22 protein-coding genes are annotated in these 23,679 nt (G+C 71.1%); 8 read left to right on the top strand and 14 right to left on the bottom strand.

Annotation, left to right across the window (positions count from 1 at the left end; translation table 11 throughout):
• The 4 genes from FXF68_RS10155 to FXF68_RS42250 form a co-directional block, all read right to left on the bottom strand.
• Entirely contained in the window at positions 1-2,424 is a 2,424-nt protein-coding gene (locus FXF68_RS10155) for an MMPL family transporter (protein WP_148758666.1), read from the bottom strand.
• Positions 2,425-2,454: 30 nt separating this feature from the next.
• The gene (locus FXF68_RS10150) at positions 2,455-4,251 is read right to left on the bottom strand and encodes a fatty acyl-AMP ligase (RefSeq protein WP_148758665.1); all 1,797 of its coding nucleotides are present in this window, start codon (positions 4,249-4,251) and stop codon (positions 2,455-2,457) included.
• Positions 4,252-4,539: 288 nt separating this feature from the next.
• Positions 4,540-4,782: a TFIIB-type zinc ribbon-containing protein gene (locus tag FXF68_RS10145; protein ID WP_148758664.1), complete on the bottom strand. Its 243-nt coding sequence runs from the start codon at positions 4,780-4,782 to the stop codon at positions 4,540-4,542.
• A gap of 156 nt (positions 4,783-4,938) precedes the next feature.
• Positions 4,939-5,454: a hypothetical protein gene (locus tag FXF68_RS42250; RefSeq protein ID WP_187437840.1), complete on the bottom strand. Its 516-nt coding sequence runs from the start codon at positions 5,452-5,454 to the stop codon at positions 4,939-4,941.
• 190 nt (positions 5,455-5,644) lie between these two features.
• Here FXF68_RS42250 and FXF68_RS10135 point away from each other — a divergent pair, with 190 nt between their 5' ends.
• Together FXF68_RS10135 and FXF68_RS10130 are read left to right on the top strand one after the other, a co-directional pair.
• The gene (locus tag FXF68_RS10135; RefSeq protein ID WP_148758663.1) at positions 5,645-6,115 is read left to right on the top strand and encodes a hypothetical protein; all 471 of its coding nucleotides are present in this window, start codon (positions 5,645-5,647) and stop codon (positions 6,113-6,115) included.
• 617 nt (positions 6,116-6,732) lie between these two features.
• Positions 6,733-7,479, top strand: coding sequence for an IclR family transcriptional regulator (locus FXF68_RS10130; RefSeq protein WP_281292199.1), 747 nt, complete (start codon positions 6,733-6,735; stop codon positions 7,477-7,479).
• A 70-nt stretch (positions 7,480-7,549) separates the two neighbouring features.
• Here FXF68_RS10130 and FXF68_RS10125 read toward each other — a convergent pair whose 3' ends face one another.
• The gene (locus FXF68_RS10125; RefSeq protein WP_148758661.1) at positions 7,550-7,912 is read right to left on the bottom strand and encodes a YkvA family protein; all 363 of its coding nucleotides are present in this window, start codon (positions 7,910-7,912) and stop codon (positions 7,550-7,552) included.
• Between the two features lie 359 nt (positions 7,913-8,271).
• Between FXF68_RS10125 and FXF68_RS10120 the strand changes: the two genes are divergently transcribed.
• On the top strand, positions 8,272-9,258 hold the full coding sequence (locus FXF68_RS10120; RefSeq protein WP_148758660.1) for a hypothetical protein: 987 nt from the start codon (positions 8,272-8,274) through the stop codon (positions 9,256-9,258).
• 62 nt (positions 9,259-9,320) lie between these two features.
• Here FXF68_RS10120 and FXF68_RS10115 read toward each other — a convergent pair whose 3' ends face one another.
• From FXF68_RS10115 to FXF68_RS10095, 5 genes are all read right to left on the bottom strand, one after another.
• Positions 9,321-9,950, bottom strand: a complete 630-nt coding sequence (locus FXF68_RS10115) for a septal ring lytic transglycosylase RlpA family protein (RefSeq protein ID WP_148758659.1) — start codon at positions 9,948-9,950, stop codon at positions 9,321-9,323.
• A 479-nt stretch (positions 9,951-10,429) separates the two neighbouring features.
• On the bottom strand, positions 10,430-11,440 hold the full coding sequence (locus tag FXF68_RS10110; RefSeq protein WP_148758658.1) for a hypothetical protein: 1,011 nt from the start codon (positions 11,438-11,440) through the stop codon (positions 10,430-10,432).
• Positions 11,441-11,732: 292 nt separating this feature from the next.
• Positions 11,733-12,839: a ferritin-like domain-containing protein gene (locus FXF68_RS10105; protein WP_148758657.1), complete on the bottom strand. Its 1,107-nt coding sequence runs from the start codon at positions 12,837-12,839 to the stop codon at positions 11,733-11,735.
• Between the two features lie 160 nt (positions 12,840-12,999).
• Positions 13,000-13,608 (bottom strand): LURP-one-related family protein, encoded by a 609-nt coding sequence (locus FXF68_RS10100; protein ID WP_246178606.1) that lies wholly within the window; start codon positions 13,606-13,608, stop codon positions 13,000-13,002.
• A gap of 48 nt (positions 13,609-13,656) precedes the next feature.
• Positions 13,657-14,280, bottom strand: coding sequence for a TetR/AcrR family transcriptional regulator (locus FXF68_RS10095; protein WP_148758656.1), 624 nt, complete (start codon positions 14,278-14,280; stop codon positions 13,657-13,659).
• 151 nt (positions 14,281-14,431) lie between these two features.
• On the opposite strand from FXF68_RS10095, the gene FXF68_RS10090 reads away from it, so the two are divergent.
• The 3 genes from FXF68_RS10090 (at position 14,432) to FXF68_RS10080 (ending at position 18,313) form a co-directional block, all read left to right on the top strand.
• Entirely contained in the window at positions 14,432-15,727 is a 1,296-nt protein-coding gene (locus FXF68_RS10090; RefSeq protein ID WP_148758655.1) for a GH1 family beta-glucosidase, read from the top strand.
• A gap of 121 nt (positions 15,728-15,848) precedes the next feature.
• Positions 15,849-17,537 (top strand): protein kinase domain-containing protein, encoded by a 1,689-nt coding sequence (locus FXF68_RS10085; RefSeq protein WP_148758654.1) that lies wholly within the window; start codon positions 15,849-15,851, stop codon positions 17,535-17,537.
• Positions 17,538-17,548: 11 nt separating this feature from the next.
• Positions 17,549-18,313 carry a methyltransferase domain-containing protein gene (locus tag FXF68_RS10080; RefSeq protein WP_148758653.1) on the top strand — a complete coding sequence of 255 codons (765 nt, stop codon included), beginning with the start codon at positions 17,549-17,551 and terminating at the stop codon, positions 18,311-18,313.
• On the opposite strand, the gene FXF68_RS10075 is transcribed toward FXF68_RS10080, so the two are convergent.
• Positions 18,310-19,071: an endonuclease/exonuclease/phosphatase family protein gene (locus FXF68_RS10075; protein ID WP_187437839.1), complete on the bottom strand. Its 762-nt coding sequence runs from the start codon at positions 19,069-19,071 to the stop codon at positions 18,310-18,312. The two genes, FXF68_RS10080 and FXF68_RS10075, sit on opposite strands and share 4 nt — an antisense overlap.
• Before the next feature lie 654 nt (positions 19,072-19,725).
• Between FXF68_RS10075 and FXF68_RS10070 the strand changes: the two genes are divergently transcribed.
• Together FXF68_RS10070 and FXF68_RS10065 are read left to right on the top strand one after the other, a co-directional pair.
• Positions 19,726-19,947, top strand: coding sequence for a hypothetical protein (locus FXF68_RS10070; RefSeq protein ID WP_148758651.1), 222 nt, complete (start codon positions 19,726-19,728; stop codon positions 19,945-19,947).
• Between the two features lie 45 nt (positions 19,948-19,992).
• Positions 19,993-21,027, top strand: coding sequence for an AraC family transcriptional regulator (locus FXF68_RS10065; RefSeq protein ID WP_148758650.1), 1,035 nt, complete (start codon positions 19,993-19,995; stop codon positions 21,025-21,027).
• A gap of 44 nt (positions 21,028-21,071) precedes the next feature.
• Here FXF68_RS10065 and FXF68_RS10060 read toward each other — a convergent pair whose 3' ends face one another.
• From FXF68_RS10060 to FXF68_RS10050, 3 genes are read right to left on the bottom strand one after another with little or no spacing between them, the layout of a single operon-like run.
• Positions 21,072-21,605 (bottom strand): GyrI-like domain-containing protein, encoded by a 534-nt coding sequence (locus tag FXF68_RS10060; protein ID WP_148758649.1) that lies wholly within the window; start codon positions 21,603-21,605, stop codon positions 21,072-21,074.
• Positions 21,602-22,360 (bottom strand): MerR family transcriptional regulator, encoded by a 759-nt coding sequence (locus FXF68_RS10055; protein WP_148758648.1) that lies wholly within the window; start codon positions 22,358-22,360, stop codon positions 21,602-21,604. The genes FXF68_RS10060 and FXF68_RS10055 overlap by 4 nt, the downstream gene beginning before the upstream one ends.
• A 43-nt stretch (positions 22,361-22,403) precedes the next feature.
• The gene (locus FXF68_RS10050; RefSeq protein ID WP_342787114.1) at positions 22,404-23,504 is read right to left on the bottom strand and encodes a CapA family protein; all 1,101 of its coding nucleotides are present in this window, start codon (positions 23,502-23,504) and stop codon (positions 22,404-22,406) included.
• Positions 23,505-23,679 lie beyond the last annotated feature (175 nt).

Raw genomic sequence — 23,679 nt, 5'->3', positions numbered from 1 at the left:
TCACTGTTCGTCCGTTTCCTCGCCCCAGCGCCAGCCCGAGCCGTCCGGGTTCGGGACGATCGCCCGCTTGACCTCGTCCTGTGGTGGCGAGGGCTCCGGCGGGCCGTCCGCCCACGGGGTCCAGGGGACGTCGCTGGACGGCTCCGGTGTGGTCGGGGCCTGTTCCCAGTTGAGGGCGTACGCGAGCGGCGGTTCGTCCGGCACCTGCTGAGGGACGGCTGGGACGGGTGCCGGCGCGCTGCGTTCGCGCAGGTCCATCCGCGCGTGCAGACCGGCGAGGAACCCCGGCAGCCACCAGTTCGCGGCGCCCATGAACCGCATGGTCGCCGGGACGAGCAACGAGCGGACGAGCGCGGCGTCCACCACGACGGCGACGAACATCCCGACGCCGATGAGCTTCACGACGGTGATGCCCGCCATGCTGAACGCCGCGATGACCACGAGGAAGAGCAAGGCGGCACTGGTGATGATGCTGCCGGTGTGCTGCATGCCGGACGCGACCGCGGCGCGGTTGTCATGCGTGCGGTCCCATTCCTCGCGGATGCGGCTCAGCAGGAAGACCTCGTAGTCCATGGACAGGCCGAACACCACGGCGAGGATCAGGATCATGCTGGTCGCCTCGACCCCGCCCGTCGGGGTGAAGTCGAGGATTCCCGCCAGGTGCCCGTCCTGGAACCCCCAGACGATCGCGCCGAACGAGGCGCCGATCGACAGGATGTTCATGGCGATCGCCTTCAACGGCAGGAAGAGCGACCCGAAGAACATGAAGAGCAAGACGAACGTGGCCACGCCCACGACGGCCGCCATCTTCGGCAGGGTGCGCATCAGGCTGGACATCAGGTCCATCTGCGCGGCGGTGCTGCCGCCGACGTCGACGTGCATGGGATAGCCGTCCTTGGACAGGCTCATCTTCCGTATCTGGGTGACGAGGTCCTGGGCGCGCTGGTCCATCGGCTCGTATCGGTGCGTGACGGAGATGCGCACCCCGCCGTACGTACCGGAATAGCCCGTGAACTGCGCCTCGGTCACACCGGGTAGGGCGGCCAAGCGCTTCCTGAACTGCTCCAGGTAAGGCGGGATGGGATCGCCCTTACCGGTCGGCCTCCAGTTGCGCGGGATGAGGTCTCCCGAGACGACGACGTCGATGGGTTCCGCGGATCCGTTGGGGAAGTCACGCTTGACCGTCTCCACCACTGCCCGGGTGGGACTGTCCTTGGGGAGGACGCGCGCGTCCACGCTCCCGAACTGGACGTTGAGGAACGGCCCGAACATCACCGCGAGGATGACGAGCACGACGGCGAAGTAGGGCAGCGGATGCTTCATCACGCTGTGCCCTAGTCGGTACCAGAACCCGCTGTCGGGGTCGCGCCGCGCGCGCTTGGCCGAAGGCCGTCGCCAGGGCATGCGTCCGAATTCCACGCGCGGACCCAGGAGTGCCAGCAGCGTGGGCAGGAGAACGGTCGCTCCGAACACGGCGACCATGACGGTGGCGATGCCCGCGAGGCCGATCGTCCTGAGGAACATCTGCGGAAAGAGGAGCAGCCCGCCGAGGGCGGCCGACACGGTGATTCCGCTGACGAAGATGGTGCGTCCCGCAGTGGCCATGGTCGCGGCGAGTGCGTCCTCAGCGGTGGCACCGCGCCCCAGTTCCTCACGGAAGCGGCTGATGACGAACAACGAGTAGTCGATGGCGAGGCCGACACCCATCATCGTGACGACTTCCAAGGCGAAGGACGTCACGTCCGCGGCATAGGTGACGACGTGCAGGACCGCGAGCCCGCCGACCATCGAGAACAGCGCCACGACCATCGGCAACAGCGAGGCGGTCAGCGCGCCGAACAGAACGACGAGCAGGATGAGCAGCGGCAGGGCGGTGATGGCTTCGGCGCGCACGATGTCCGTGACGACCTGCTGCCCGAACTCCTCACCAAGCGGGATGTTGCCGCCGTACTGGACGTGGAGCCCCGGCGCGGCCAGCCGTTCCTTGATGGCGTGGTAGTTCTTGATCTTGCCCGCGCCGTCTTCTTCGCGCAGCTTCACCGCGACGAACGTCGAACGCCGGTCGTGGGACGCGAACGAATGCGCGGCCTTGCCGTCGAACGACCAGTACGAGATGACCTCCTCGACATCGGTCTTCGGCAGCCGCGCGATCGTGCCGGTGACACTCGCCTTGTAGCGCCTGTCGTCCACCGTCATGGTGTCGCTTCTGTAAAGCACCAGGACGTCGGGGTTCGTACTGCCGAAATAGGTGGCGCCGAGCTTGGCGACGAGGGTGGACGAGGCGTCCGGGTCCTCGAAGCCGCCCTCCTTGAACTTGGCGAACACGCCGAGGCCCCACGCCCCGGCGAGCGCCGTCGTGACCAGGATCAGGACGAGGACGGCCCAGCGTCGCCGGTGGATGAGACGCCCCAGCCCCGAAAGCATGTTCCTCCTGTGTCGGCCCGTCCCGTGTCGTTACCGGCGGGACGCGAGACGAGCCTCGGTCGTCGCCAGGCGGCCGTCAAGGTAACGCCGCCTGGTGGCCGCGCGCGCGATCTTCCCGCTGGACGTCCGCGACACGCCGCCCGGTTCGATCAGCACGAACTCGTGCACGCTCATCTCGTGCTCGACGTTGATGGCGCCCCGCACCGACGTCTCCACCTCGTGCACGTCCACCCGTCCGAGGGGGACGCGACGGTTCCGCTCTGCGACGACCACCAGTTGCTCTGTCTCGCTCCCAGGAAGCGCGAACGCGGCGACGTGATCGGACCGGATCGCCGGGTGGGCCTCCTGCACGGTGACTTCGATGTCCTGCGGGTAGTGGTTGCGACCGTCCACGATGATGAGGTCCTTGATGCGGCCGGTCACGTACAGGTCGCCCTCGAAGACGACCCCGTAGTCGCCGGTCTTCATCCAAGGCCCGGACGGCAGGTCCCCAGGCTCGGACAGTTCGCCGCCGAACGTGTCCTGGCTGCGTTCCGAGTTGCGCCAGTAGCCGCGCGCCGTGTTCGGGCCGTGCACCCAGATCTCGCCTACGCCGCCGTCCGGTTGCTCGGTGCGGGTCTCCGGATCGACTATGGCGACGATCTGACCGGACGGGCGTCCGCACGACACCAGCGTGGTGGCCCGCTCCGCGTTCTCGTCGCACAGGTGCAGTTCGCCTTGGGTGAGGGCATCCCGGTCCACCGTGATGGCCTTCGGCGGGACGTCCTCCGCAGCGGCGGTGACGAAAACGGTGGCCTCCGCCAGCCCGTACCCAGGCGCCTGTGCGCCTGGACGCAGCCCGGCCGGCGCGAACGCGTCCGCGAACATCGAAAGCGTGGACGTGCGGATCGGTTCGGCACCGTTCAGGCACGTCGTCAACCCGGACAGGTCGAGTTCCGCGATCCGCTCCGGTCTGGCCTGCGACGCGACGTACTCGTACGCGAAGTTCGGCCCCGCCGTGTAGACGTTCTTGCCCGGACGCCCGGCGATGAGCTCCAGCCACCGCATCGGGTTCATGATGAACGAAACGGGATCGGTGAAGATGGCGTGGTCACCGTGCACCAGCGGCAACGCCATGGTCGCGATAAGCCCCATGTCATGGAACAGGGGCAGCCAGCTCACCAACTCGGGGTTCGGCTTCTCCGGAGCCCAGCCCGCCCAGAGCTGCATGGCGTTCGCCGTCACGTTCCCGTGGGTGATCTCCACCCCGGCGGGACGGCGCGTAGAGCCCGACGTGTACTGCAAGTACGCCAGGTCGTCGAAGGCGACGGGTTCGCTCTCCCACCGTCCGGCCAGGGTGAGGTCGACCTCGTCCGCGAACAGGATTTCCTTGGGCTGCGGGACGTCGTGGTCGGCAAGGAACTTCTCGACGTGCGGCAGCGCGTTCCGTGTCGTGACGATGACGGCGGGCTCCGCGTCGGTGTAGGCCCCGATGAGCCGGTCGGCATGGCCGGGCAGGTCGGGAGAGAACAGCGGCACCGCGACGACGTGCGCGTGCATGGCGCCCAGCATCGCCATCATGTATTCGAGCGTCTGCGGCAGGAGCAGCGCGGCCCGTTCGCCCGGTCCGGTGACCTGCCGCAGGGCGACGGCCATCGCCCGCGCACGCCGGTCCGTCTCGGCCCATGACAACGTGACCTGCACGCCGGACGGGTTCACCGAGTAGTCGACGAAGGTGTAGGCCGGGTCGTCGGGCCTCTCCCGCGACCACCGCGCGACCCGTTCGATCAGCGGGGTGCGGCCGGAGGCTCCGGGGAGGAGTTCGGGAAGCAGCGAGCCCAGTGCCATTGATCATTCTCCCGAGGGGACGGGCCGGCCGGGGTGCGGGCGGGCGCCGGACGGCGAGCGCGGCGCGTCCGCCGGGCGCCCCGGACCGGCGCCCCCGGCGACCGGCGACGCCCGTCAAGCTACCGGATGGTAGCCAGGACGCGGTATTAGCCGCCGGTCACATTCGGCAATGCCCGGTTTGTCACCCCCGTGACAAGAGAATTGCCTTTTCACACCGGGTCCGCGCCGGGTTAGCGCCGGGTCAGCGCCGGGGCGCGCCCGCCGTCACCGACCGTGCCGGAACCGTCCTCAGAGGGAGAAGATCTGCTGCATGATCCCCCTGCGGTGCCGCCCCTGGTACGCCGTCTCGGGGGTGACCTCGTCCGGAAGCTCGGCGAGGTAGCGGCTTTCCGCGTCGATCAACTGCTCCAGCTCGCCCCGGTCGAGAAAGACGCCCTTGCATCCCGGGCATTCCTCGATCACGACCCCGTGCCGTTCGTGGGTGTCGAGCTTTGATTCGCACTTCGGACACCGCAGCGTCGTGTTTGACATACCGGATCCCCTGTCCGTCACGGCAGCGTTTACCGTCAGCCGGTCAGCTTACTGACAGGAGGGCCGATTCGGGGACAATCGTCATCGGATTTCGGCTGGTCCGAAGCCGCGCGCCGCCGTTCCGACCGCCGGCCGATCATGCCCGGAGCGCGGCCGTCAGCCCGCCGCCGGGCCGTCCCCGCCGCCCGGACGGGACGCGGCGCCCATGCGTTCGAGCGCGATCCTGCGTCGCCAGAGCGCCACACAGGCCGCACTCCAGAGCAACGCGACCTCGGCCACGAGGGCCATGCCGATGACGACGGCCCAGTCGGTCTCGTCGTCCTCGTTCGCGCCCACCGGGGACATCAGCGTCAACCGGCTCTCTCCCGCCCCCTCCGCCCGCCGCGGATCGGTCCCCGCCAGCGAGGGCAGGACGACCCCGTTCGGCGGGGGCGCCAGCGACGGCATGGCCGGGAGCGCGGGCGCGGTCGGGGCGGGAGGCGCCTCCGGGATCGACGGCGCGGGCGCCCCCGGGGCCATCTCGTTCCCGTCCGACCCAGCCGCCCCGTAAGGCCACGGGGCGTCGACGCACCCGGTGCGCTTCTTGCACACCTTCACCGTGGGCGTCCCGGAGTTCTTCTCGCCGTGGTGCGCGCGGGTCTTCTTAGGCGACGGCTTCGCGCCTTCGACCACGGGAGGCTCGGGCTGCGTTTCGTCGCCCCAGCCTGGGTCGCGGGTGGGTCGCCCATCGGAACCGGCCTGACCGCGCGGTTTCGGCTCGCCTGCGCTGGACGTGCCCGCGTGGCAGGGCCTCTTTGTCACACCGCTCTTGCACGACTTACCGGGGGACGACGGCTTGTGCGAGGGCGCGGGCTGGCCTGTAGTGCTCGACGGGCTCTGTGAGCTTGGCTTAGCGCCAGTCGACGTCCCGGCCGAACAGGGTGTCTTGCAGGGCTCGCCATGCGGGAAGGAACCGCGCGGCCTCGGCTTGCCGCCGCTCGGCGTTCCCGCGGCGCAGGACCTCTCGCAAGAGGCGGTCGGGGTCGGGCCGGATGCACTCGCCGTTGAACAGGCTTTGTCGCTTGCGCATGCAGACGAAGACGCGGTGTTCCTCGGGCCCGGCGGCCTGACGCCGCCGGACTTGCTCATCTGGCAAGGAGAGTCGTCGACCGGACTGTTCCGGCATGGCTCGCGCTTCGGGCTCTTGTGGCCCATCGGGTTCTTCGGGCTCGTAAGGCTCTTCGGGCCCTGCGTGTTCGGACGGGCGTTCACCGCGCCGGACCCCGTACCGGGGAAACCGACCACCGTGCGGATCGTCCGGCGCGGCGTGTTGGCGGCGCTCCCGATCGCGTAGACGTTGAGCGGCCTGGCCGTTGGTCCCGTGATGGCGGAGTTCGGCACCCGGACGGTTCCCGCCCGCGTGACCTCCGCCCTACCGAGAGCGCCCAGTTCGCATCTCACTTGCTGTCCGTACTGGGCGCATCCGGACGAGTACGCCGTCCACGCCATCGGACGGTCGGCCATCAACTGCAACACCACGCCGCGCGCCGTCCCTCCGTCGGCGCGCAGCCGGACGGTGTACGTCAACGGGTAGCTCGACCCGGACCCGGTGCCACCGGCGGTCGTGATGTCCATGACGAGCCGGACGTCCTGCGGACGGTTCGCCGCGGCCCCGGCGGCAGGACCGGCGAGCGCGAGCGACGGCGCCGTGATGGCGCCACCGGCCGCGATTGCACACCAGCGTGTTCTTCGGCGCGACGTTCGCACCCCGTCCCCCTAGCGTCTGCTCTGTCGTTGTGGCTGCCGGGGGGCGGCGGAAGTGCGCCGTCTACCGACAGTTATAGCCCCCTTACGGCCGCGAGTAACGTCCATCACTCCGTGGAGCCGGTTTCTTTCGCACAGCGAAATCGATCCTCCGTAGAATCGGGTGGATCGGGTGGATCGGGGGGATCGCGAGGAGAGGAGACGCCGGTGGCGGAGGCCGTGCGGTCGCTGGAGCGGGCGTTCGAGCTGCTGGAGCATCTGGCGGACGCGGGCGGCGAGATGGCGCTGTCGGAGCTGACGGAGGTCTCCGGCCTGCCGATGCCGACGATCTACCGGCTGATGCGGACGCTGGTGAACCAGGGCTACGTGCGCCAGGAGCCGTCCAAGCGGTACGCCCTCGGGCCCCGGCTCGTCCGGCTCGGCGAGGGCGCGGGGCGGCTGCTCGGCACGTGGGCGCGTCCGGTGCTGGCCCGGCTCGTGGACGAGGTCGGCGAGACGGCGAACATGGCCGTCCTGGAGGGCGACCGCGCCGTGTACGTGGCGCAGGTGCCGTCCAAGCACTCCATGCGGATGTTCACCGAAGTGGGACGGCGCGTCCAGCCGCACTGCACGGGTGTCGGCAAGGCGCTGCTGTCGCAACTGCCAGAGCAGAAGGTGCGCGAGATCCTCGACCGTACGGGCATGGACGCGCACACCCCGAACACCTTCACCGACCCGGACGCGCTGCTCAAGGAACTGGAACTCATCCGGGAGCAGGGCTACGCGCTGGACGACGAGGAACAGGAGATCGGTGTCCGCTGCGTGGCCGTACCTCTACGCGGTGCACCGGCGCTCACCGCGATATCCGTGTCGGGACCGTCTGGGCGGATGACCCGGGAGGCCGTCCCCAACGTCGTCCCCATCATGCGGGACGCCGCCGCCCGCTTCACCAAGGAACTAAGCCCGCACGGCTAGGACACATCGGCCTAACGCGAAAGGCGAGACCAGTACGCGTACTGGTCTCGCCTTCACTTCGATGGATGGGTCAGTCGATCGGCTCTCCTACGACGACCTTGGGACGTCCACCGCGCTCCCAGGTGACGAAGTCACCGGCGGACTTCACCAACACGGCGAGCATCCAGAGCGCGAGGCCCGTGTCGTCGGCGATGCCCGCGATGGGGATCACGTCGGGGATGGCGTCGATCGGGGAGATGATGTAGACGAGGCCCAGGGCGAGCAGTCCGAGCGTCCCGTGGGACATGCCCTTGTACTGTCCGCGCAGGACCGACTTCACCATGCGGGGTACGGCCCGCACGCGCTCCCAGAGACCGGGAGCGTCCGGTTGCAGGGTCTCGGCGTAGATCTGCCAGGCCTGTCCGGCAGCCGCCGCGCTTCGCTTCCTGTTCACGAGCACTCCTCAACGGAACGTTCATGAGGGCGCGCCCCCGCGGCGCCCACGACTTCTTACGACGCGGCAAGTGCCGGATTTGTTCCGTCGCATCCGGCATGCGGTTGATGTCACAGGCCACCCGCACGACCCGGCACCGGAAAGATCGCGAACACGCCCGGGACGGCATGCACACGAGCATGCGATCTGCGTCACCTCAGGTGAGTTCTTCATCACTCTTCCGGGCGACGTACGGCGATTCCCGGCGTGTTGCCTGGCGTTCACTGCCAGGCTGGGGCAACGCGGGGCCGCGGGGGAGCGCCGCCTCTCCCGGCACGACCGGCATCGCCCGTCGAGCATCGCAGGAGCTGAAGTACCGAATGAGCGGCGACGATCACACGCACCGTCCCGTCCACGGCACCGCCGCGGGCGGCGCCTACGTCGCGCTGCCGCCGACCGCCGTCGACGCGGCGCCGTCCGGCCCGGTCCGGCTGCTCGTGGCCTGGCCCGGATTCGACCCGCCCCGCACGGCGAGCGCGCTGGCCGCGGCGATGCCGATGACCGGCGTGCCGGTGTGGCGCGTCTACCTCGACCTGCCCGGACAGGCGTCCGGGCAGGCGTCCGCCGGGCTCGGTTCCGGCGCGATCCTGGAGACGGCGACCATCGAGGCGTACTGCGCGGCGGTCGAGGGCGCCGCCGAGCGCCTTCCGGACGCCCTCGCGGACGTCCGCCGCCACCTCGCAATCCCGGACGGCCCCGTCGCGCTGGCGGGCTTCAGCGCGGGCGGCGCCGCCGCGCTGCTGGCCGCGGCCCGCGGCGCCGCCCCGGTGACCTCGCTCGCGCTCGTCGCGCCGGTCGTCGCGCCGGCGCGGGCCGCGCGGGCGGTGGAGAAGCGGTCCGGCCGCGACCGGTCCTGGACGGAGCAGGCCGCCGCCCTTGCCGACCGCCTCGACCTCGGCACAGCGGCCGCCGCCCTCGCCGGACGGGAGATCGCGACCCTCCTCATCGGCGGCGCCAAGGACAGGGTCGTCCCCGCGCGGGAGATCACGTCCCTGCGCGACGTGCTGCGCCGCCACGAGACGGGGCCGGTCGAGTCCGCCACGTTCCGGATGGGGCACGCGCTGGCGGCCGAGCCGGGCACGGAGGCGCGCCCGCCGATCACCGAGGCGGTCCGGGTGGACGGCGTCCTCACCGACTGGTTCCGCGACCGCCTCGCTCTCCCGGAGGCGGGCGGGGAGGCGCGTCCGGCGGAGGACGGGCACGGCGCCTGGTCCAGCACCAATCCGGCCGATCCGTCGACCGGCGAGGTCCCTGCGGTCGGATCGGACTCCACTGCGGCGATCAGCGGCGCCGGTCACCCGCACTGACGTCACCCCCGCCCGGCGGGCATGCTCGGACGCCCGCCGGGCGGGGAGGTGACAATAGTGAGTCAGTCGCGCGACAGAACCTGGTACCGGACTGGGATCACGCCCGATCCGGTGCCGCCGACCTTCTGCATCGCGGCCTTGGACAGGTCCAGGCAGCGTCCGCCCGCGTACGGGCCGCGATCGTTGATACGGACGATGACCGACCGCCCGTTGTTCTTGTTGGTCACGCGCACTTTGGTGCCCATCGGCAGCGTCTTGTGCGCGGCGGTCAGCTCGCTGGGGTCGAACGACTCGCCGCTGGCGGTCATCTGCCCCTCCCAGTAATAGGACGCCTGGCACGAGCCGGACCGGACGACCTTGAACTGCTGCTTCTTCTTGGGTGCGGCCAATTCGGCGGCCGTGCTGTCGGGCTCGGTCTTGGCTGGCTTCGTCTTCTTCGGTGCCGGCGACGACGGCGACGGTTCCGGTTCCGGAGACCGCGTCCCGCCCCGGCTCGCCCGGGACGGTTCGCCCCGCGGCGCGTCTCCCAGCGATGTGGGCGGCGCGGCCTGCGCGGCGGCGGCGGAGTTCGCCGGACGGTCGGTCTTGACCAGGGCGAACGCCCCCACCGCGAGAACGGCGGCGGCAGCGCCGGAGACGATCAGTACGGCGCGCAGGCGCGCGCGAAGAAGACGTCGAACAGGGCTACCCACAGAGGAGTCCTTTGATAGGGGACAGGACCCCGGACGCCCGGCAAGTTCGCGGCGTGTTCAGGCGACCTTTCGCGTCCCCGAATCCCCCACCGCCCGCGGGTTCATGGACCCGCCTCCGCGCCGATCATCAAGGCGCTTCCGCTTCATCGCGGTTCAGGCGTCCGGCAGGTGCGGCGGAAGGCATCTTCTGTTAGGCATCTTCACTTCGGTCACTGACGACGCCGCACAAGTCCATGACCGTACGTTGCGTCCCGCGTGAATCAAGCCGCAGAGCCCTGGTTTGTGGGGTTTGTCACCTCACCTTTTGCCCTCCGAAGCTGATCCACTTCGCACAGTGACCATTTTAGTAGATCAACTTTACTGGCCGTATAGGCGTGATCACGGACATATAACAAGCACCTTCCGGCAAGCGAAACGGGGCGTTCCCGGCGACCGTGAAGGCCGGGAACGCCCCGTTTCGGGTGATCGGGTGGAGTGGGTCAGCGGACCCCGGGAAGGCCGCGCACCGTGATCCCGGTGGCGGCGTCCGTCAGGGACAGCGGGCCGCCGTCCGTGTTCCCGGCGCGGCCGTGCGGCTTCAGCACCCCGCCCACGCCGGCGGACTTGGTGACGGCGTTGCCGACCCCGTTGACGACGCCGTTCGCCTGGCCGATGACGTCGCCGTGCCGCGGCTTGCGGCGGGGCCGGGGCCGCGGGTGCGGTCGCGCGATCCGGTCGGCGGACGGGGACAGTGTCGAGCCGAGCCGCACACCGCGGGGGTTCGCGCCGCCGAGCGCGGACGCGGCGTCCGGCACGGGCAGGCTCAGCGGCGACCCGGCGCGGCGCTCGCTCCCCGCGCGGCGCCGACCCGGCAGCGAGGTCACGCCCGGCAGCCCGCCGAGGCGGCTGGCGTTCAGCTTGCCGCCGACCTTGCCCGCGTCCTCGAGCACCGCGTCCGAGACGCGGGTGACCGGGTCGGCCGGGGCGGGCTTGCGGGGCGTCGCCACGCGGCGTCCGGCGGCGATGCAGTGGCCCTGCGGGACCCCCTTCAACGGCCCCTTCGCGGCGGACGGCAGCGAGGTGCGCGGGAGCTGCGCCCCGGTGTGCTTCTTGATGACCTTGCGCGGGCTCAGCGCACAGGGCCGCCCGGACACGGACCCCAGACCCGGCGCGTTGGACGCGGTGCGGAGGCCCGGCGCGTTACGCAGGCCCGGCCCGGCGGATCCGGAGCCCAGGCTCGGCGTGCTGGAGGCGGTGCGGAGGGCGCGGTCGACCGTGCCGGTGACCTGCTGGGCGGTGCGTCCGGCGGGGCCGGTCACCTGGGCGGGGAGCGGGGCGGTGGCGGGCGCGGCGGCGGCCGCGGCGGCGTGGAGCAGCGTGGTGGACGGTCCGGCCGGCGCGGGCGGCGCGGCCTGCGCGACGGCGCCGACCGGGGCGGCGGCGACCGCGGCGACCGCGACGGCGGGTGCGAGGACGGAGACGCTGAGCAGGCTTCTGGCGGGTCGCTTCATTCTTTTCCCCCGGGGTTCGGATTGGTGCGGCAGCGTGCGGTGCGCGCCTGCGCGGCTCTCGTTTCCGGCGCACCGTCGACCGGGGACGCTAGTACAGACCGAAGGCCCGCACCGCCGATTGAAGAAGCGATTGGCAAACGCGGGATAGATCTACTTCAAGGCGCGTCCAGACACCTCGAAGACGACAAGCCGCAAATGGCGGCAATCACCCCGAGACGCGAAACGGGGCACCCCGGAAGGGCGCCCCGGTTTGGACGTCGACCGCCTCGCGAGACGGGCCGGGCGGGACCGGCTAGTCGCCCGTCCCGAGGGTGATGGCCTGGTCGACCTCGTCCTTGCGCGCGGCGAGCTCGGCCGCGTAGCGCTCCTCGTCGACCTTTTCGGCGATCTCCTCGTCCTGCTTCATGAGCGCTTCGAGATCGGCCTTGGCGTTGTCGAGGACGCCCATGTCCGCGTACGCGGCCCGCACCTTGTCGCCCCAGAGTCCCACGTCCCGGACGCACGGGACGATCCGGCTGAACAGCAGCGACTGGTACAGCGAATACATTTCCGAGTTGTCGACGAATTCCATGCACTTCTCGACGGGCATGTCGAGCTGCTCGAAGATCTCGCGTCCCTTGAAACGGTCGCGCATCAGGTAGCAGCCCTCGACGACGAACTCCTCGCGCTCGCGGCGCTCCCTGTCGGTGAGCTCGGCGTAGTAGTCCTTGAGCGCCAGCCGCCCGAACGCGACGTGCCGCGCCTCGTCCTGCATGACGTACGCGAGCAGCTGCTTGACCAGCGGGTTCGTCGACATGTCGCGGTACAGGCCGAACGCGGCGAGGGCGAGGCCCTCGATCAGCACCTGCATGCCGAGGTAGGGCAGGTCCCAGCGGCTGTCCTCGAGCGACTCGGCGAGCAGCTTCGCGAGGTCCTGGTTGACGGGGTAGTACATGCCGATCTTCTCGTGCACGAACTTCGTGTAGAGCTCGACATGCCGCGCCTCGTCCATCGTCTGGGTGGCGGCGTAGAACTTGGAGTCCAGGTCAGGGACGGTCTGGACGATGCGCGCCGACACGTTCAGCGCGCCCTGCTCGCCGTGCAGGAACTGGCTGAACAGCCACGAGCCCTGGTGGCGTCCGAACTCGTCGCGCTCCTTCTGCGACATCTTCTCCCAGATGTCGGAGCCGAAGAGGGGGTTGAAGTTCTCCGGCAGGCCCGCGATGTTGACCGGATCGACCTCAAGGCTCCAGTCGATGCGCTTCTGCGCGTCCCACTGCTTGTCCTTGCCCTTCTGGTACAGGTTCAGCAGCCGGTCGCGTCCGTCGTCGTACTCCCAGGTGAAGCGGGTGTCGCCCGCCATGGGGACGTTCCACGTGTCCGTCGGGACAGGCGTGGAGTAGAGGTCGAAGGAACTCACGGATGACCCTCCTCCGGGCGTGCCGCCGCACGAACGCGACGCGGACGTGCACCGCCCAACGGCTTTACATACCTTCGTAACATGTAAACCCGCGTGCTGGCCAGGCCCATAGCCGCAAGCGCACGAGAACAGCCCGGCACGCGAAGGGGCCGGAGACGGGTCAGCGGGACTGGAGGGCGTCCAGCGCGACGGCCTGCGCGATGACGAGGCGCCGGTCCACGCGGGGGTCGTTGATCTCGACGACGTAGCGGTCGCGGAAGCCGAACCTCTTGTCGACGGAGAAGGCGACCTGGTCGCCCGCGTAGAAGTCGAAGTGGTACGGCCAGGCGAAGGGGAGCGAGTCCACGTACGGGATGAACTGCCAGACGCGGCGCAGCATCGCGACGGCCTTGTTGCGCTCGCTGCCGGTCGTGACGCCGAGGCCGGGCTGCTCCAGGTGCCAGGTGGAGGCGAGCAGGGACTTCTTGAAGTCCTTGCGGAAGACGCCGATGGGCTTGCCGTCCGCGTCGGTGACGTCGTACGCGGACGCGAGGTCGATGCGCTTGCGCGCCTTGAACCCGAGGATCGGACGGGTCTTGGCGTCGTCCGCGTACAGGGTCACCTGCTCCTTGAAGGCGAGGCGCTTCTGCTGCGCGAACGCGAGCAGTTCGCCCTCCTCGCCGCCGGGGGTCTCGGCGTGCACCTCGTACTGGTTCACCATCAGACGCAACCGCTGACGGATCAGCAGCCTGTTCTGCGCCTGGAGCCGTGCGTCGTCCAGCGAACTCACCCGTTCTGTAGCGTTTCGCGGAGTCTGCCACAGAAGTCGGGCGGTGGGTCAGGACTCCTCGATATGGGCGGCGAGGTAGCCGTGGATCAGGCGCTCCGCCTCGGAGACGATCACCGGGTCGCCGTCCGGGTCGCGGCGGAAGGCCATCTTGAGCACGGCGTCGCCCGCCTCCACCGCGATGGCGAGCGCGGTGGCGAGGCCGGGGGTGTCCTGGATGCCGAACGTCTCGACGATCATCCGGCGGAGCCGCCCGGCGACGACCGCGTTGTTGTCGGCGTCGGAGTCGAGCAGGTGGACGTCGGCGACGTCGCCGAACCGCAGCACGCGGAAGCCGGGGACGGTGCGGTGCATCGCGACGAAGATCTCGATGATCGCGCCGACCGTGTCGGACCAGTCGTCGAAGCCGCCGTCGGCCAGCCGCGTCGAGATGCGCTCGCCGAACTCCTCCAGGTTGCGCAGCGCGAGGGCCTGCGCGACGGCGCGCTTGTCGGGGAAGAACTGGTACACCGAGCCGATGGCCACGTCGGCGCGCTGGGCGATGCGCGTCGTGGTGAGGCCGTCGTAGCCGTCCTCGTCGAGGATGTCGGCGCAGGCGTCGAGCATCCGCTGGACGCGTTCGGCACTGCGGCGCTGGGCGGGACGGCGGCGGAGCGGGGTCCGGATCTCGGTCACCCGACCATTGTCACCCGAACGCGACGCCGCCGGGCATGGACGGCGTCACCGCCGCCACCCCGAGGCCACGGGAGTCTTCCGTGCGCACCACCCGAACACCTAATATCCGAAAGTAATTCGCATTTCCGGAGGCTCCGGGGAGGGGACGGCGATGGGTCTGCCGCAGGGGTTCCGCTGGGGCGTCGCGACGGCCGCCTACCAGATCGAGGGCGCGGCCGACGAGGACGGGCGGGGACCGTCCACCTGGGACACCTTCGCCCGGACGCCGGGACGCACCCGCGACGGCCACACCGGCGACGTCGCCTGCGACCACTACCACCGCTGGCCGGAGGACGTCGCGCTGATGGCGGGCCTCGGCGTGGACTCCTACCGGTTCTCGATCGCGTGGCCGCGCGTCCAGCCGCGCGGCAGCGGCCCGGTGAACCCGAAGGGCCTCGACTTCTACGACCGTCTCGTGGACGGCCTGCTCGCGGCGGGGATCGCGCCCGCCGCCACCCTCTACCACTGGGACCTCCCGCAGCCGCTCGAAGACGCAGGCGGCTGGATGGAGCGCGACACCGCCTACCGGTTCGCTGAATTCTCCTACCTCGCCGCCGAGCGCCTCGCGGACCGCGTGGACATGTGGATAACTCTGAACGAGCCCGTGGTCGTCATGGCCTACGGCTACGCGTTCGGCGTCTACGCCCCCGGCCGGACGCTCATGCTGGACGCGCTCCCGACCGCGCACCACCAGCTCCTCGGCCACGGCCTCGCCGTCACCGCGCTGCGCGGCCGGGGCGCCCGCGAGGTCGGCCTGACGAACCACTACTCCCCGGCCTGGGCCGCGTCGCCCGCCGACCGTCCGGCGGCGGACGCCTTCGACGCGTTCATGAACCGGCTGTTCACCGATCCCGTGCTGCTGGGGCGGTATCCGGACATCATGGGCGAGGCGCCGTTCGTCCGCCCGGAGGACCTGGCCGTCATCGCGTCGCCCATCGACTTCCTGGGCGTGAACTACTACCAGCCGACGCGGCTCAAGAACCCGACGGAGGGGCCGCTCCCCTTCGACATCGTGGACATCTCCGAATATCCGGTGACCGGGATGGGATGGCCGATCGTCCCCGACGCCTTCCTGTCGCTGTTGCGCACCCTCGATTCCCGGTACGACCTGCCGCCGCTCTACATCACGGAGAACGGCTGCTCGTTCCCCGACGAGATCGGCCCGGACGGCGCGGTGGACGACTCGTCCCGCATCGCCTTCCTGGACGCCCACATCAACGCCATGCGCAAGGCGATCGGCGAGGGAATCGACATCCGCGGGTATTACACGTGGTCGCTTCTCGACAACTTCGAATGGTCGGAGGGCTACCATCCGCGGTTCGGGCTCGTCCACGTCGACTACGAGACGCAGAAGCGGACGCCGAAGAAGTCCTACGACTGGTACCGCGACCTGATCGCCGCCTCCTAGTTCTGTCCGGCGTTCGCGGCGTCAAGGCCAGAGGCGAATCCGCGGAATGGCGTCCGCCCAGATGGCCGCGCCGCTCCCCGGATAGGCTGCTCTCCTCTCGCCGCCGCCGTGGAGGTCCCGGATGCCCGAACCGCGCCCGCTGCGCCCGAACGACCCGCGCGAGCTCGGCGGGTTCCGGCTGACGGCCCGGATCGGGGAGGGCGCGCAGGGCACCGTGTTCCTCGGCGAGTCGGCCGACGGGCAACGCGTCGCGGCGAAGCTCCTGCACGCCGACATCGGCCGGGACGAGCGCGCCCGCACCCTGTTCGAGCGCGAGCTGGCGGCCGTGCGCCGGGTCGCGCCGTTCTGCACCGCGCGGGTCCTCGCCGCGGACGCCGACGGCGACCTCCCCTACATCGTCAGCGAGTACATCGAGGGGCCGTCGCTGCGCGAGCTGGTCGCCGAGCGCGGCGCGGCGTCCGGCGAGGACCTGGTCAGGCTCGCCATCGGCACCGCGACGGCGCTGGCCGCGATCCACGAGGCGGGCGTCGTCCACCGCGACCTCAAGCCGGCGAACGTGCTGCTCGGCGCGGACGGCCCGAAGGTGATCGACTTCGGCATCGCGCGGCCGCTGGACGCGACGTCCGCGACCATGACCGGCGCGGTCGGGACGCCCGCCTACATGGCGCCCGAGCAGTTCGCCGGGTCGGCGGGCGGCGCGCCGCTGGACATGTTCGCGTGGGGCTGCACGATGGCGTTCGCCGCGAACGGCGTCCCGCCGTTCGGCGCCGACACCGTCCCGGCGATCATGCAGCGGGTGCTGACCGGCGAACCGGACCTCGGCGCGCTCACCGGCGACCTGCGCGGGCTGGTCGCGGCCTGCCTCGCCAAGGACCCGGCGAGCCGTCCGACCGCGGTCCAGGTTTTGCGCGGGCTGCTCGGCGACCGGCTGGACGCCGCCGCGGCCGGGACGGAGCGGAACCTACTCGCGGAGGGCACGTCGGTCGCCGGACGGCGGCCGTCCGCGCCGCCTCCCCCGGCGTTCCCGGCCGGTCCGCCGCCGGTGTACCGGTACCCGACGAATCCGGCGGGCGCGCCGCGACCGGGGCGTGGACGGCACGCGCCGCTGATCGCCGTCGGCGCGTGGGCGGGCGTGCTGGCCGTGGCCGGCGGGGTCGTCGGCGTCGTCCTCTGGAACGACAGGGAGAAGCCCGCGACACCGGCCACCCAGTCGAGCCCCGGCAGCAGGACCGCTCTGGCAGGGCAGTCCAGTCGCAACTGCGTCTACACGCGGGAAAGCCTCGGAGGCGTCAAGGACGTGGGGACGCCCCCATCGCAAGTACCCGCGACCCTGCCTACAAGGGCCACCATCAAGACCAACCGGGGCACGTTGCAAGTGCGACTGGACGCGGCCAAGGCGCCCTGCACCGTGAACTCGCTCGCCTTCCTGGCGGGCAAGAAGTACTACGACGACACGCCCTGCCACAGGCTCACGACCAGTGCCGGTCTGAAGGTTCTCCAGTGCGGCGACCCATCGGGTAGGGGCTCCGGAGGTCCCGGCTACAAGTTCGCCAACGAGAACACCTCGGGAGCGCGCTACACCCGGGGAGTGGTCGCCATGGCCAACGCGGGCCCCGACACCAACGGAAGCCAGTTCTTCATCCTGTACGCGGACGCGACCCTGTCCCCGGACTACACGCCCTTCGGCCAGGTCACGTCCGGCCTGGACATGGTGGACGAGGTCGCCAAGGCAGGGGCGGGCGACGAGAACGGCCCCGGCGACGGCACACCCAAGCGCCCCGTAACCATCACAGAATTCCGAACAACCTGACCCATGGACTGATGGACGAGACGAGCTTCGAGGAACTGGTGGCCGAGGCAGAGGCGGCCCCGGTGGCGGGCTGGGACTTCTCCTGGCTGGACGGCCGCGCGACGGAAGAGCGCCCGCCCTGGGGCTACCAGCGCCTCATGAGCCGGCGGCTCGCCAGTGCCCAGGCCGCGCTGGACGTGGAGACCGGCGGCGGCGAGGTGCTCGCCGGGGCGGAGACGTTCCCGCCGACGATGGCGGCGACGGAGTCCTGGCCCGCGAACGTCGCGCGGGCGACCCGGCTGCTGCACCCGCGCGGCGCGGTGGTGGTCGCCGACCCGGGCGGGCCGGCGCTGCCGTTCGGCGACGCGGCGTTCGACCTGGTCGTGAGCCGTCACCCGGCCGTCGTCCGGTGGGCGGAGATCGCCCGCGTGCTGGTCCCCGGCGGGACGTACTTCGCCCAGCACGTCGGCCCGGCCAGCGTGTTCGAGCTGACCGAGCACTTCCTCGGCCCGCAGCCGGAGGCGCGCCGGAAACGGCACCCGGACGTGGAGAGCGCCGACGCCCGCGCCGCCGGGCTGGAGGTCGTCGACCTGCGCTCGGAACGGCTGCGGATGGAGTTCCTCGACATCGGCGCGGTCGTCTACTTCCTGCGCAAGGTCATCTGGATCGTCCCGGGGTTCACGGTCGAGGCGCATCGCGAGCGGCTCCGCGAACTGCACGACCGGATCCGGCGGGACGGCCCGTTCGTCGCCCATTCCTCGCGCGTGCTGATCGAGGCCCGCAAACCCGCCGGCTAAGCGGCGCCGACCGTCAGCGTGGCGTCGATTCCGAAATGGTCGGAGAGCTGGACGGCGCCGCCGTCGGGAAGGCGGACGTCGTCCTTGAAGACCAGCCGGGTCGTCGCCTCGATCCCCGGCCGGACGAGGAGCTGGTCGATGGGCTCGAACTCCGCGATCTCGGGACGGAACGTCGGCTCCGCGTCGCCCGCCAGGGCGTTCGCCAGCCCGGTCGCGTCCGTGAACGCCCGCAGGAACGGCGATTCGCGGGGGACGTTGAAGTCGCCCATGACCGCCATCGGTTCCGTCCGGGGAATGCGGCCGATCCCGGCGGCCAGTTCCCGAAGCTCCGATTCCTCGACCTTCGCGTAGACGTTGGACGGAGACCAGTCAACGTCCAGATTCGCCGAAAGGTGCGTGTTCACAACGGTCAGATACCCGTCCGGAAGGCGGACGCGGGTGAACAGCGCCCCTTTGCGCAGGATCCATTCGGGACGCGCTGGAAGGGAACGCGTGTACGTCAGGAAATGGCTCCGCGTGATCGGCCAGCGCGAAAGCGTGACCAACCCTCCGCGGACGAGCGGAAACGCGCCGGCGTGCGCCCGATGCGGATAGGACGGCGTCCCGCCGCGCAGCCGGGCGAGGACGCGCGGGGAAATGACCTCCTGGAGGCAGACGACGTCGTAGTCGGCGCGATCGACGATTTCGGCCAGCGCCCCGATTCGCGCGCGGGCCCGTCCGCGGAACAGCGTGTTGAAGGTGAGGACGCGGACCTTCATCACACGACACCCGCCTCGGTAAGACGCCATAGCCCGGCGGGGCGGTCGTCCCAGATGGCCATGTCCGCCACTCTACGTGCGCCCCGCATCAACCAGGAGGCGTGACGAGAGGGACGGACGGACGTCGCGGCCGGATCCGGCCATCGCGTCCATGACCACCGGGCCGGGCCCCGTGCTTCCGGACGGCCGCGGCGGCCCCCGCCGCCGCCTCGACCGGCGCACCCGCGCAGGTGAGGGCGATCTTCACGCTCCGCCGCTTCGCCCACCGCGCCGGGCCTCCCGACCGTCGCGCGGCTCTCCCGGAGCGCGTCCACCGAACGCCGAACGGGTTGCGAACCGCCCCATTCTCGCGTTTCGGCTAAATCAGAAAAAGGGGTCGAAGCTCGCTAGCTGCCGGGCGAGATCCGCTATCTGTTTCGCGTTGATGCGCGCGGTCGGCTGATGCATGATTGGAGCTTCAGCGGCTCCGCCCCGGGAGGCGAATCAGTTCCGAATCCCGCCCCCCGGGGTCAGCGAATTCAACGCCCCGAAGGCGGCCCCCCACTCTTCGCGACGCCGGAAGTGCAGACGATGCGCAGCGACCCCGCATATCCCTTACTCGACGGCAGCCCGGCCTGCTCGATGCCGAACTGCGGGCGTTCTTCCCGCTTTCACGTGCGATTGGAGGCGGTTCCGGCGCCCGGGGTCCGGACGCCGGGACGCGATTCCTGCGGCGCCCATCTCGCGGAGATCGTGCACGAGACGGCGCTCTGGGCCAGGGAACGGCGGCGGCGGCCGGCGACGGTCGTCGTCTACGCGACCACGGACGTCCGGCGTCCGAACGAGCCGGAGCCGGGGCCCTTCGACCGCGTCGCCCTCGGAACCATTCCCATCTAAGAGGGTTTGTTCGACCGCGAGGGCCCGGTACCGTCGCACACCACCATGACTCCTCCCACCGCTTCCCAACCCCTGTCCGCGTATCGGCGGGTCGTCAGCAGGGAGCTCGACGTCCTCCACGACGCGGTCGAACCGTTCGCCGTTGGGCACGACCTCCAGGCCCGCAGGCCGGGCGCACCGCTGGACGGGGTCGTCAACGCCGTCACCCTCGGCTCGGTCAACCTCGTCTGGGTCCGGTACGGCGGCGGCGGCGTCATCGTGGACACGCCCCCCACCGAGGGGCACTTCGCCATGTGCGCTCCGATGGCGCCCATGGACGTCGAGTACCGCTCCACCCGCAAGCGGTCCACCACCGGCGGCGGGCACGTCCTGTCCCATGACGAGCCGATGCGGCTGGTTCCGCCGCCGAGGCGCGGCTGCCTGGTCGTGTCGACGACCACCGGGCGGCTCGCCGACCACCTCGCCCGCCAGCTCGGGCGCGAGCACGGCCCGCCGCCCCGCTTCCTCAACTCCGGCGGGAAGGCCGTGCTGCCGTCCTCGATCGTGGACCGGACGTGGCGGCACGTCTGCGACGTGCTCGACCACGCGACCGCGCACGGCGGCCTGCACCCGCTGGCGGAGCGGAACCTGGAGGAGTCGCTGCTCACCGCCATCCTGCTCGGCCTCCCGCACACGGCGGCCGACACCCTCGCCGAGCCGCCGCCGCGCCCGCCGCACCGCCTCGCGGGCGTCATCCGCGACTGGGTGGAGGCGCACCACCGGCGCCCGATCGGCGTCGCCGACATCGCCTCGGCGGCCGGGATCGGCGTCCGCCAGCTCCAGGCCATCTGCCACGCCGAGTGGGGCATGACGCCGACGCAGCTCCTGCGCGGCGTCCGGCTCGACCACGCGCGCGCCGCGCTGCTCGCGGCGACCCCGGGACCGCGGACGATCACCGAGGTCGCCGGGGCGGCGGGCTACGTCCACATGAGCCGGTTCGCCGCCCACTACCGGCAGCGCTTCGGGGAGACCCCGTCCCAGACCCTCAGGCGCACCGCCGCCGACCCGCGCCAGCGCGTCGACCCGAGAGCGGAGGCGTAGTTTCCCGTGAAACCACGCCTCCGCGACGGGCCCTCCGACCAGCGCTACCGGACGGGCTGCCGCAGGATCGTGCGCATCTTCGCGGGGTCCGTCTCCCGCGTGTCGGACAGGTAGATCTCGTGGTGGAGTCCGTTGGGAACGAGCCCCTCGGCCTCCATCAGCGCGCCCATCTTCGCCAGGGACGCGGGCTCGTCCGCGTACGCGCCGCGATGGAGCACCTGCACGCACCGTCCACCCCCGTACCGGACGTGCTGGACGCGCGCCGCCGCCGGAACCTTCGCCCGGACGTCCTCCCGCGCCTGGTCGATCGCCCCGACGTCGTCCGGGAGGCGGAGGAACAGGTGCCACCGCCACTCCTCGCGCGGGACGTCGAACGGCGACCGCTCGTCCTCGACCCACCAGCGTCCCTCCAGCGGGGCCGCCGGCGCGCCGAGCGCGCCCATCACCGCGTACAGCGCGCCCACGCTCGCGCCGTAGGCGGCGCCTCCCGGCTCGCCGCGACCGGTCACCGCCAGACCGGACACCGGCCCGTGCTCCACGATCTCCGGTTCGCCGGACGCCTCGTACCAGCCGTTCATGGAGAGTCCTCCACTCTGATCATCACCCGGGTCTCCAGGCGTTCGGGCGGCGTGGTCGCGGGATCGTCGAGGTACACCTCGCGGACGGGACCGGCGGGCGTGTGCCCGTGGTCGCCGATCCACGCGAGCACGCCATGGACCGTGAGCGGGATCTCCTCGTACGGGCCGACGTGGACCGCCGCGGCGAACGGGCCGCCGGGCAGGACGCCGTCGCCGTCCGCCGCCTCGACCACGACGCGGACGTCGAACCCGTCCGCCATGTCGAGCGGGAACAGGCCGACGAGCAGGCCGCCGGGCGTCATCCGGGGCAGCAGCCGCGCGACGCACGCCCCGGTGGCGACCGGAATGGTCGCGGGCGTCGCAGGTTCGCTCGCGGTGAACACCCGGCGGGCGGGCTCCTGGACGATCGACACCGCGACGTCCGGCAGGCCCTCGGCCACGACGCGGTCGAGCAGGCGCAGGCCGCGCAGCCGCCGGTCGACGTCGGCCTCGATCCGGTCGCGCGCCTCGCGGAGCGCGCCGCCCTCGTCCCCGGACAGGACGCGCGCGACCACCGGCAGCGGGACGTCCATCGCCCGCAGCAGGCCGGCGAGCAGCGCGTCCCGCGCCTGGCCCGGCCGGTAGTAGCGGTAGCCGGACGACGGGTCCGTCCACGCCGGGGCGAGCAGGCCCAGGTCGTCGTAGTGCCGGAGTTGCTTGACGCTCAACCGGCACAGCCGGGCGAACCGTCCGATCGGCAGGAGATCGTCGCTCACGGGCACCACCCTGAGCCCTCCCACGGGGGGAGAGTCCAGCCGGTCAGGACGGGCGCGCCTGGAGGCCGGTGCATCCCCGCAGCCCGTTCCACCTCTTGACGCCGGCGACCGCCGAGGCACCCTTCAGCGGGATCGGGAGGCCGCCGGAGATCCGGGCGGGCGCCCATTTGTCCTTGACGACCTTGCCGTTCTCGACGCGCAGGAACAGCACGCCCGACTCGGCCGTCTGGCCGCTCGCGGACGAGAACACGAAGTTGCCCATCCCGTAATGGACGTACGAGCCGTTCATGTACCCGCCGCCCAGCGGGACGTGGGCGTGGCCGCCGACGACGATGTCCGCGCCCGCCGCGACGAGCTGCTGGGCGAGCTCCTGCTGGCGGGGCAGCGGGCACGACCTGAGCTCCTGGCCCCAGTGCAGGTGGACGATGACGACGTCCGATCCCTTGCGCGCCTCCTTCACCGCCTGCACCATTCGCGGGATGTCCTTGGCCGACGCCAGACCGCCCTTGGCGTCGGTGGCCGTCCACCGCTCGATCAGGTTGTCGTCGAGTACCTGGGTCGCGCCGATGATGGCGAGTTTGTTGCCCTTCACGGTGACGCGGTAGGGGCGGTACGCCTCGTCGGCGTTCTTGCCTATGCCGACCACCGGGAACCGGCTGCGTTTGATGGCGGCGAGGGAGTCGCGCAGCCCTTCCTCCATGTAGTCCATGCCGTGGTTGTTCGCCATGGACGTGACGTCCACCCCGGCGGCCTTGAGCGCCGTGAACGCGGTCGCCGGGGCGCGGAAGGTGAACTGCTTGCCGGGCGCGGGCGTCCCGCCGGTCGTGATCGCGGTCTCCAGGTTGACCATGGCGAGGTCGGCGGCGCGGAGCTGCCGCGCGACCGGGCCGAGCGCGGTCGCCGGGTTCGCGAGCCGGGACCGCAGCGACCCCTCGAAGTGCGTGTCGCCGCCGAACGCCAGGACGATCGGCTGCCGCGCGGCCGGCTCCCGGCTCGCCGGGGCCTGCGTGCCGCCGGACGTCCCGGGCGGCGGCGTCGCGCCCTTCGCGTCCGAGTCGCCCGAACCGCCGCCGCACCCGGTGGCGGCCAGCGCGACCGCCCCGGCCATGACCGCCGCCGCTGCCGCCTTCCCCCGCATGCCCATCCCCATACCTCCGCACGCCCCCAGCGGAGCTCCCGGATCAGACGCCCCAGCATGCCACGGGCGCCACATCCCGCGGGAGAACGCCCCCTGACCTGCTTGGACGGCGACGGTCCTCACACGCGGACGACACAGCGGGTCACCCACCGTGGCCAGACCCGCGGAGCCGGGGAATGAT

The organism is Actinomadura decatromicini (assembly GCF_008121305.1).
GTDB lineage: Bacteria > Actinomycetota > Actinomycetes > Streptosporangiales > Streptosporangiaceae > Spirillospora > Spirillospora syzygii.
This window is presented reverse-complemented; position numbering and strand designations above follow the sequence as displayed.

Bases quoted from the DNA above. Each gene is read 5' to 3' on its own strand.
- FXF68_RS10060 (WP_148758649.1), bottom strand. From the start codon at position 21,605: ATGAACGGCTGGTACGAGGCGTCCGGCGAACCGGAGATCGTGGAGCAC.
- FXF68_RS10075 (WP_187437839.1), bottom strand. From the start codon at position 19,071: ATGAAGGTCCGCGTCCTCACCTTCAACACGCTGTTCCGCGGACGGGCC.
- FXF68_RS10150 (WP_148758665.1), bottom strand. From the start codon at position 4,251: ATGGCACTGGGCTCGCTGCTTCCCGAACTCCTCCCCGGAGCCTCCGGC.
- FXF68_RS10080 (WP_148758653.1), top strand. From the start codon at position 17,549: ATGGACGAGACGAGCTTCGAGGAACTGGTGGCCGAGGCAGAGGCGGCC.
- FXF68_RS10110 (WP_148758658.1), bottom strand. From the start codon at position 11,440: ATGAAGCGACCCGCCAGAAGCCTGCTCAGCGTCTCCGTCCTCGCACCC.
- FXF68_RS10120 (WP_148758660.1), top strand. From the start codon at position 8,272: ATGAGCGGCGACGATCACACGCACCGTCCCGTCCACGGCACCGCCGCG.
- FXF68_RS10065 (WP_148758650.1), top strand. From the start codon at position 19,993: ATGACTCCTCCCACCGCTTCCCAACCCCTGTCCGCGTATCGGCGGGTC.
- FXF68_RS10145 (WP_148758664.1), bottom strand. From the start codon at position 4,782: ATGTCAAACACGACGCTGCGGTGTCCGAAGTGCGAATCAAAGCTCGAC.
- FXF68_RS10155 (WP_148758666.1), bottom strand. From the start codon at position 2,424: ATGCTTTCGGGGCTGGGGCGTCTCATCCACCGGCGACGCTGGGCCGTC.
- FXF68_RS10050 (WP_342787114.1), bottom strand. From the start codon at position 23,504: ATGGGCATGCGGGGGAAGGCGGCAGCGGCGGCGGTCATGGCCGGGGCG.
- FXF68_RS10090 (WP_148758655.1), top strand. From the start codon at position 14,432: ATGGGTCTGCCGCAGGGGTTCCGCTGGGGCGTCGCGACGGCCGCCTAC.
- FXF68_RS10085 (WP_148758654.1), top strand. From the start codon at position 15,849: ATGCCCGAACCGCGCCCGCTGCGCCCGAACGACCCGCGCGAGCTCGGC.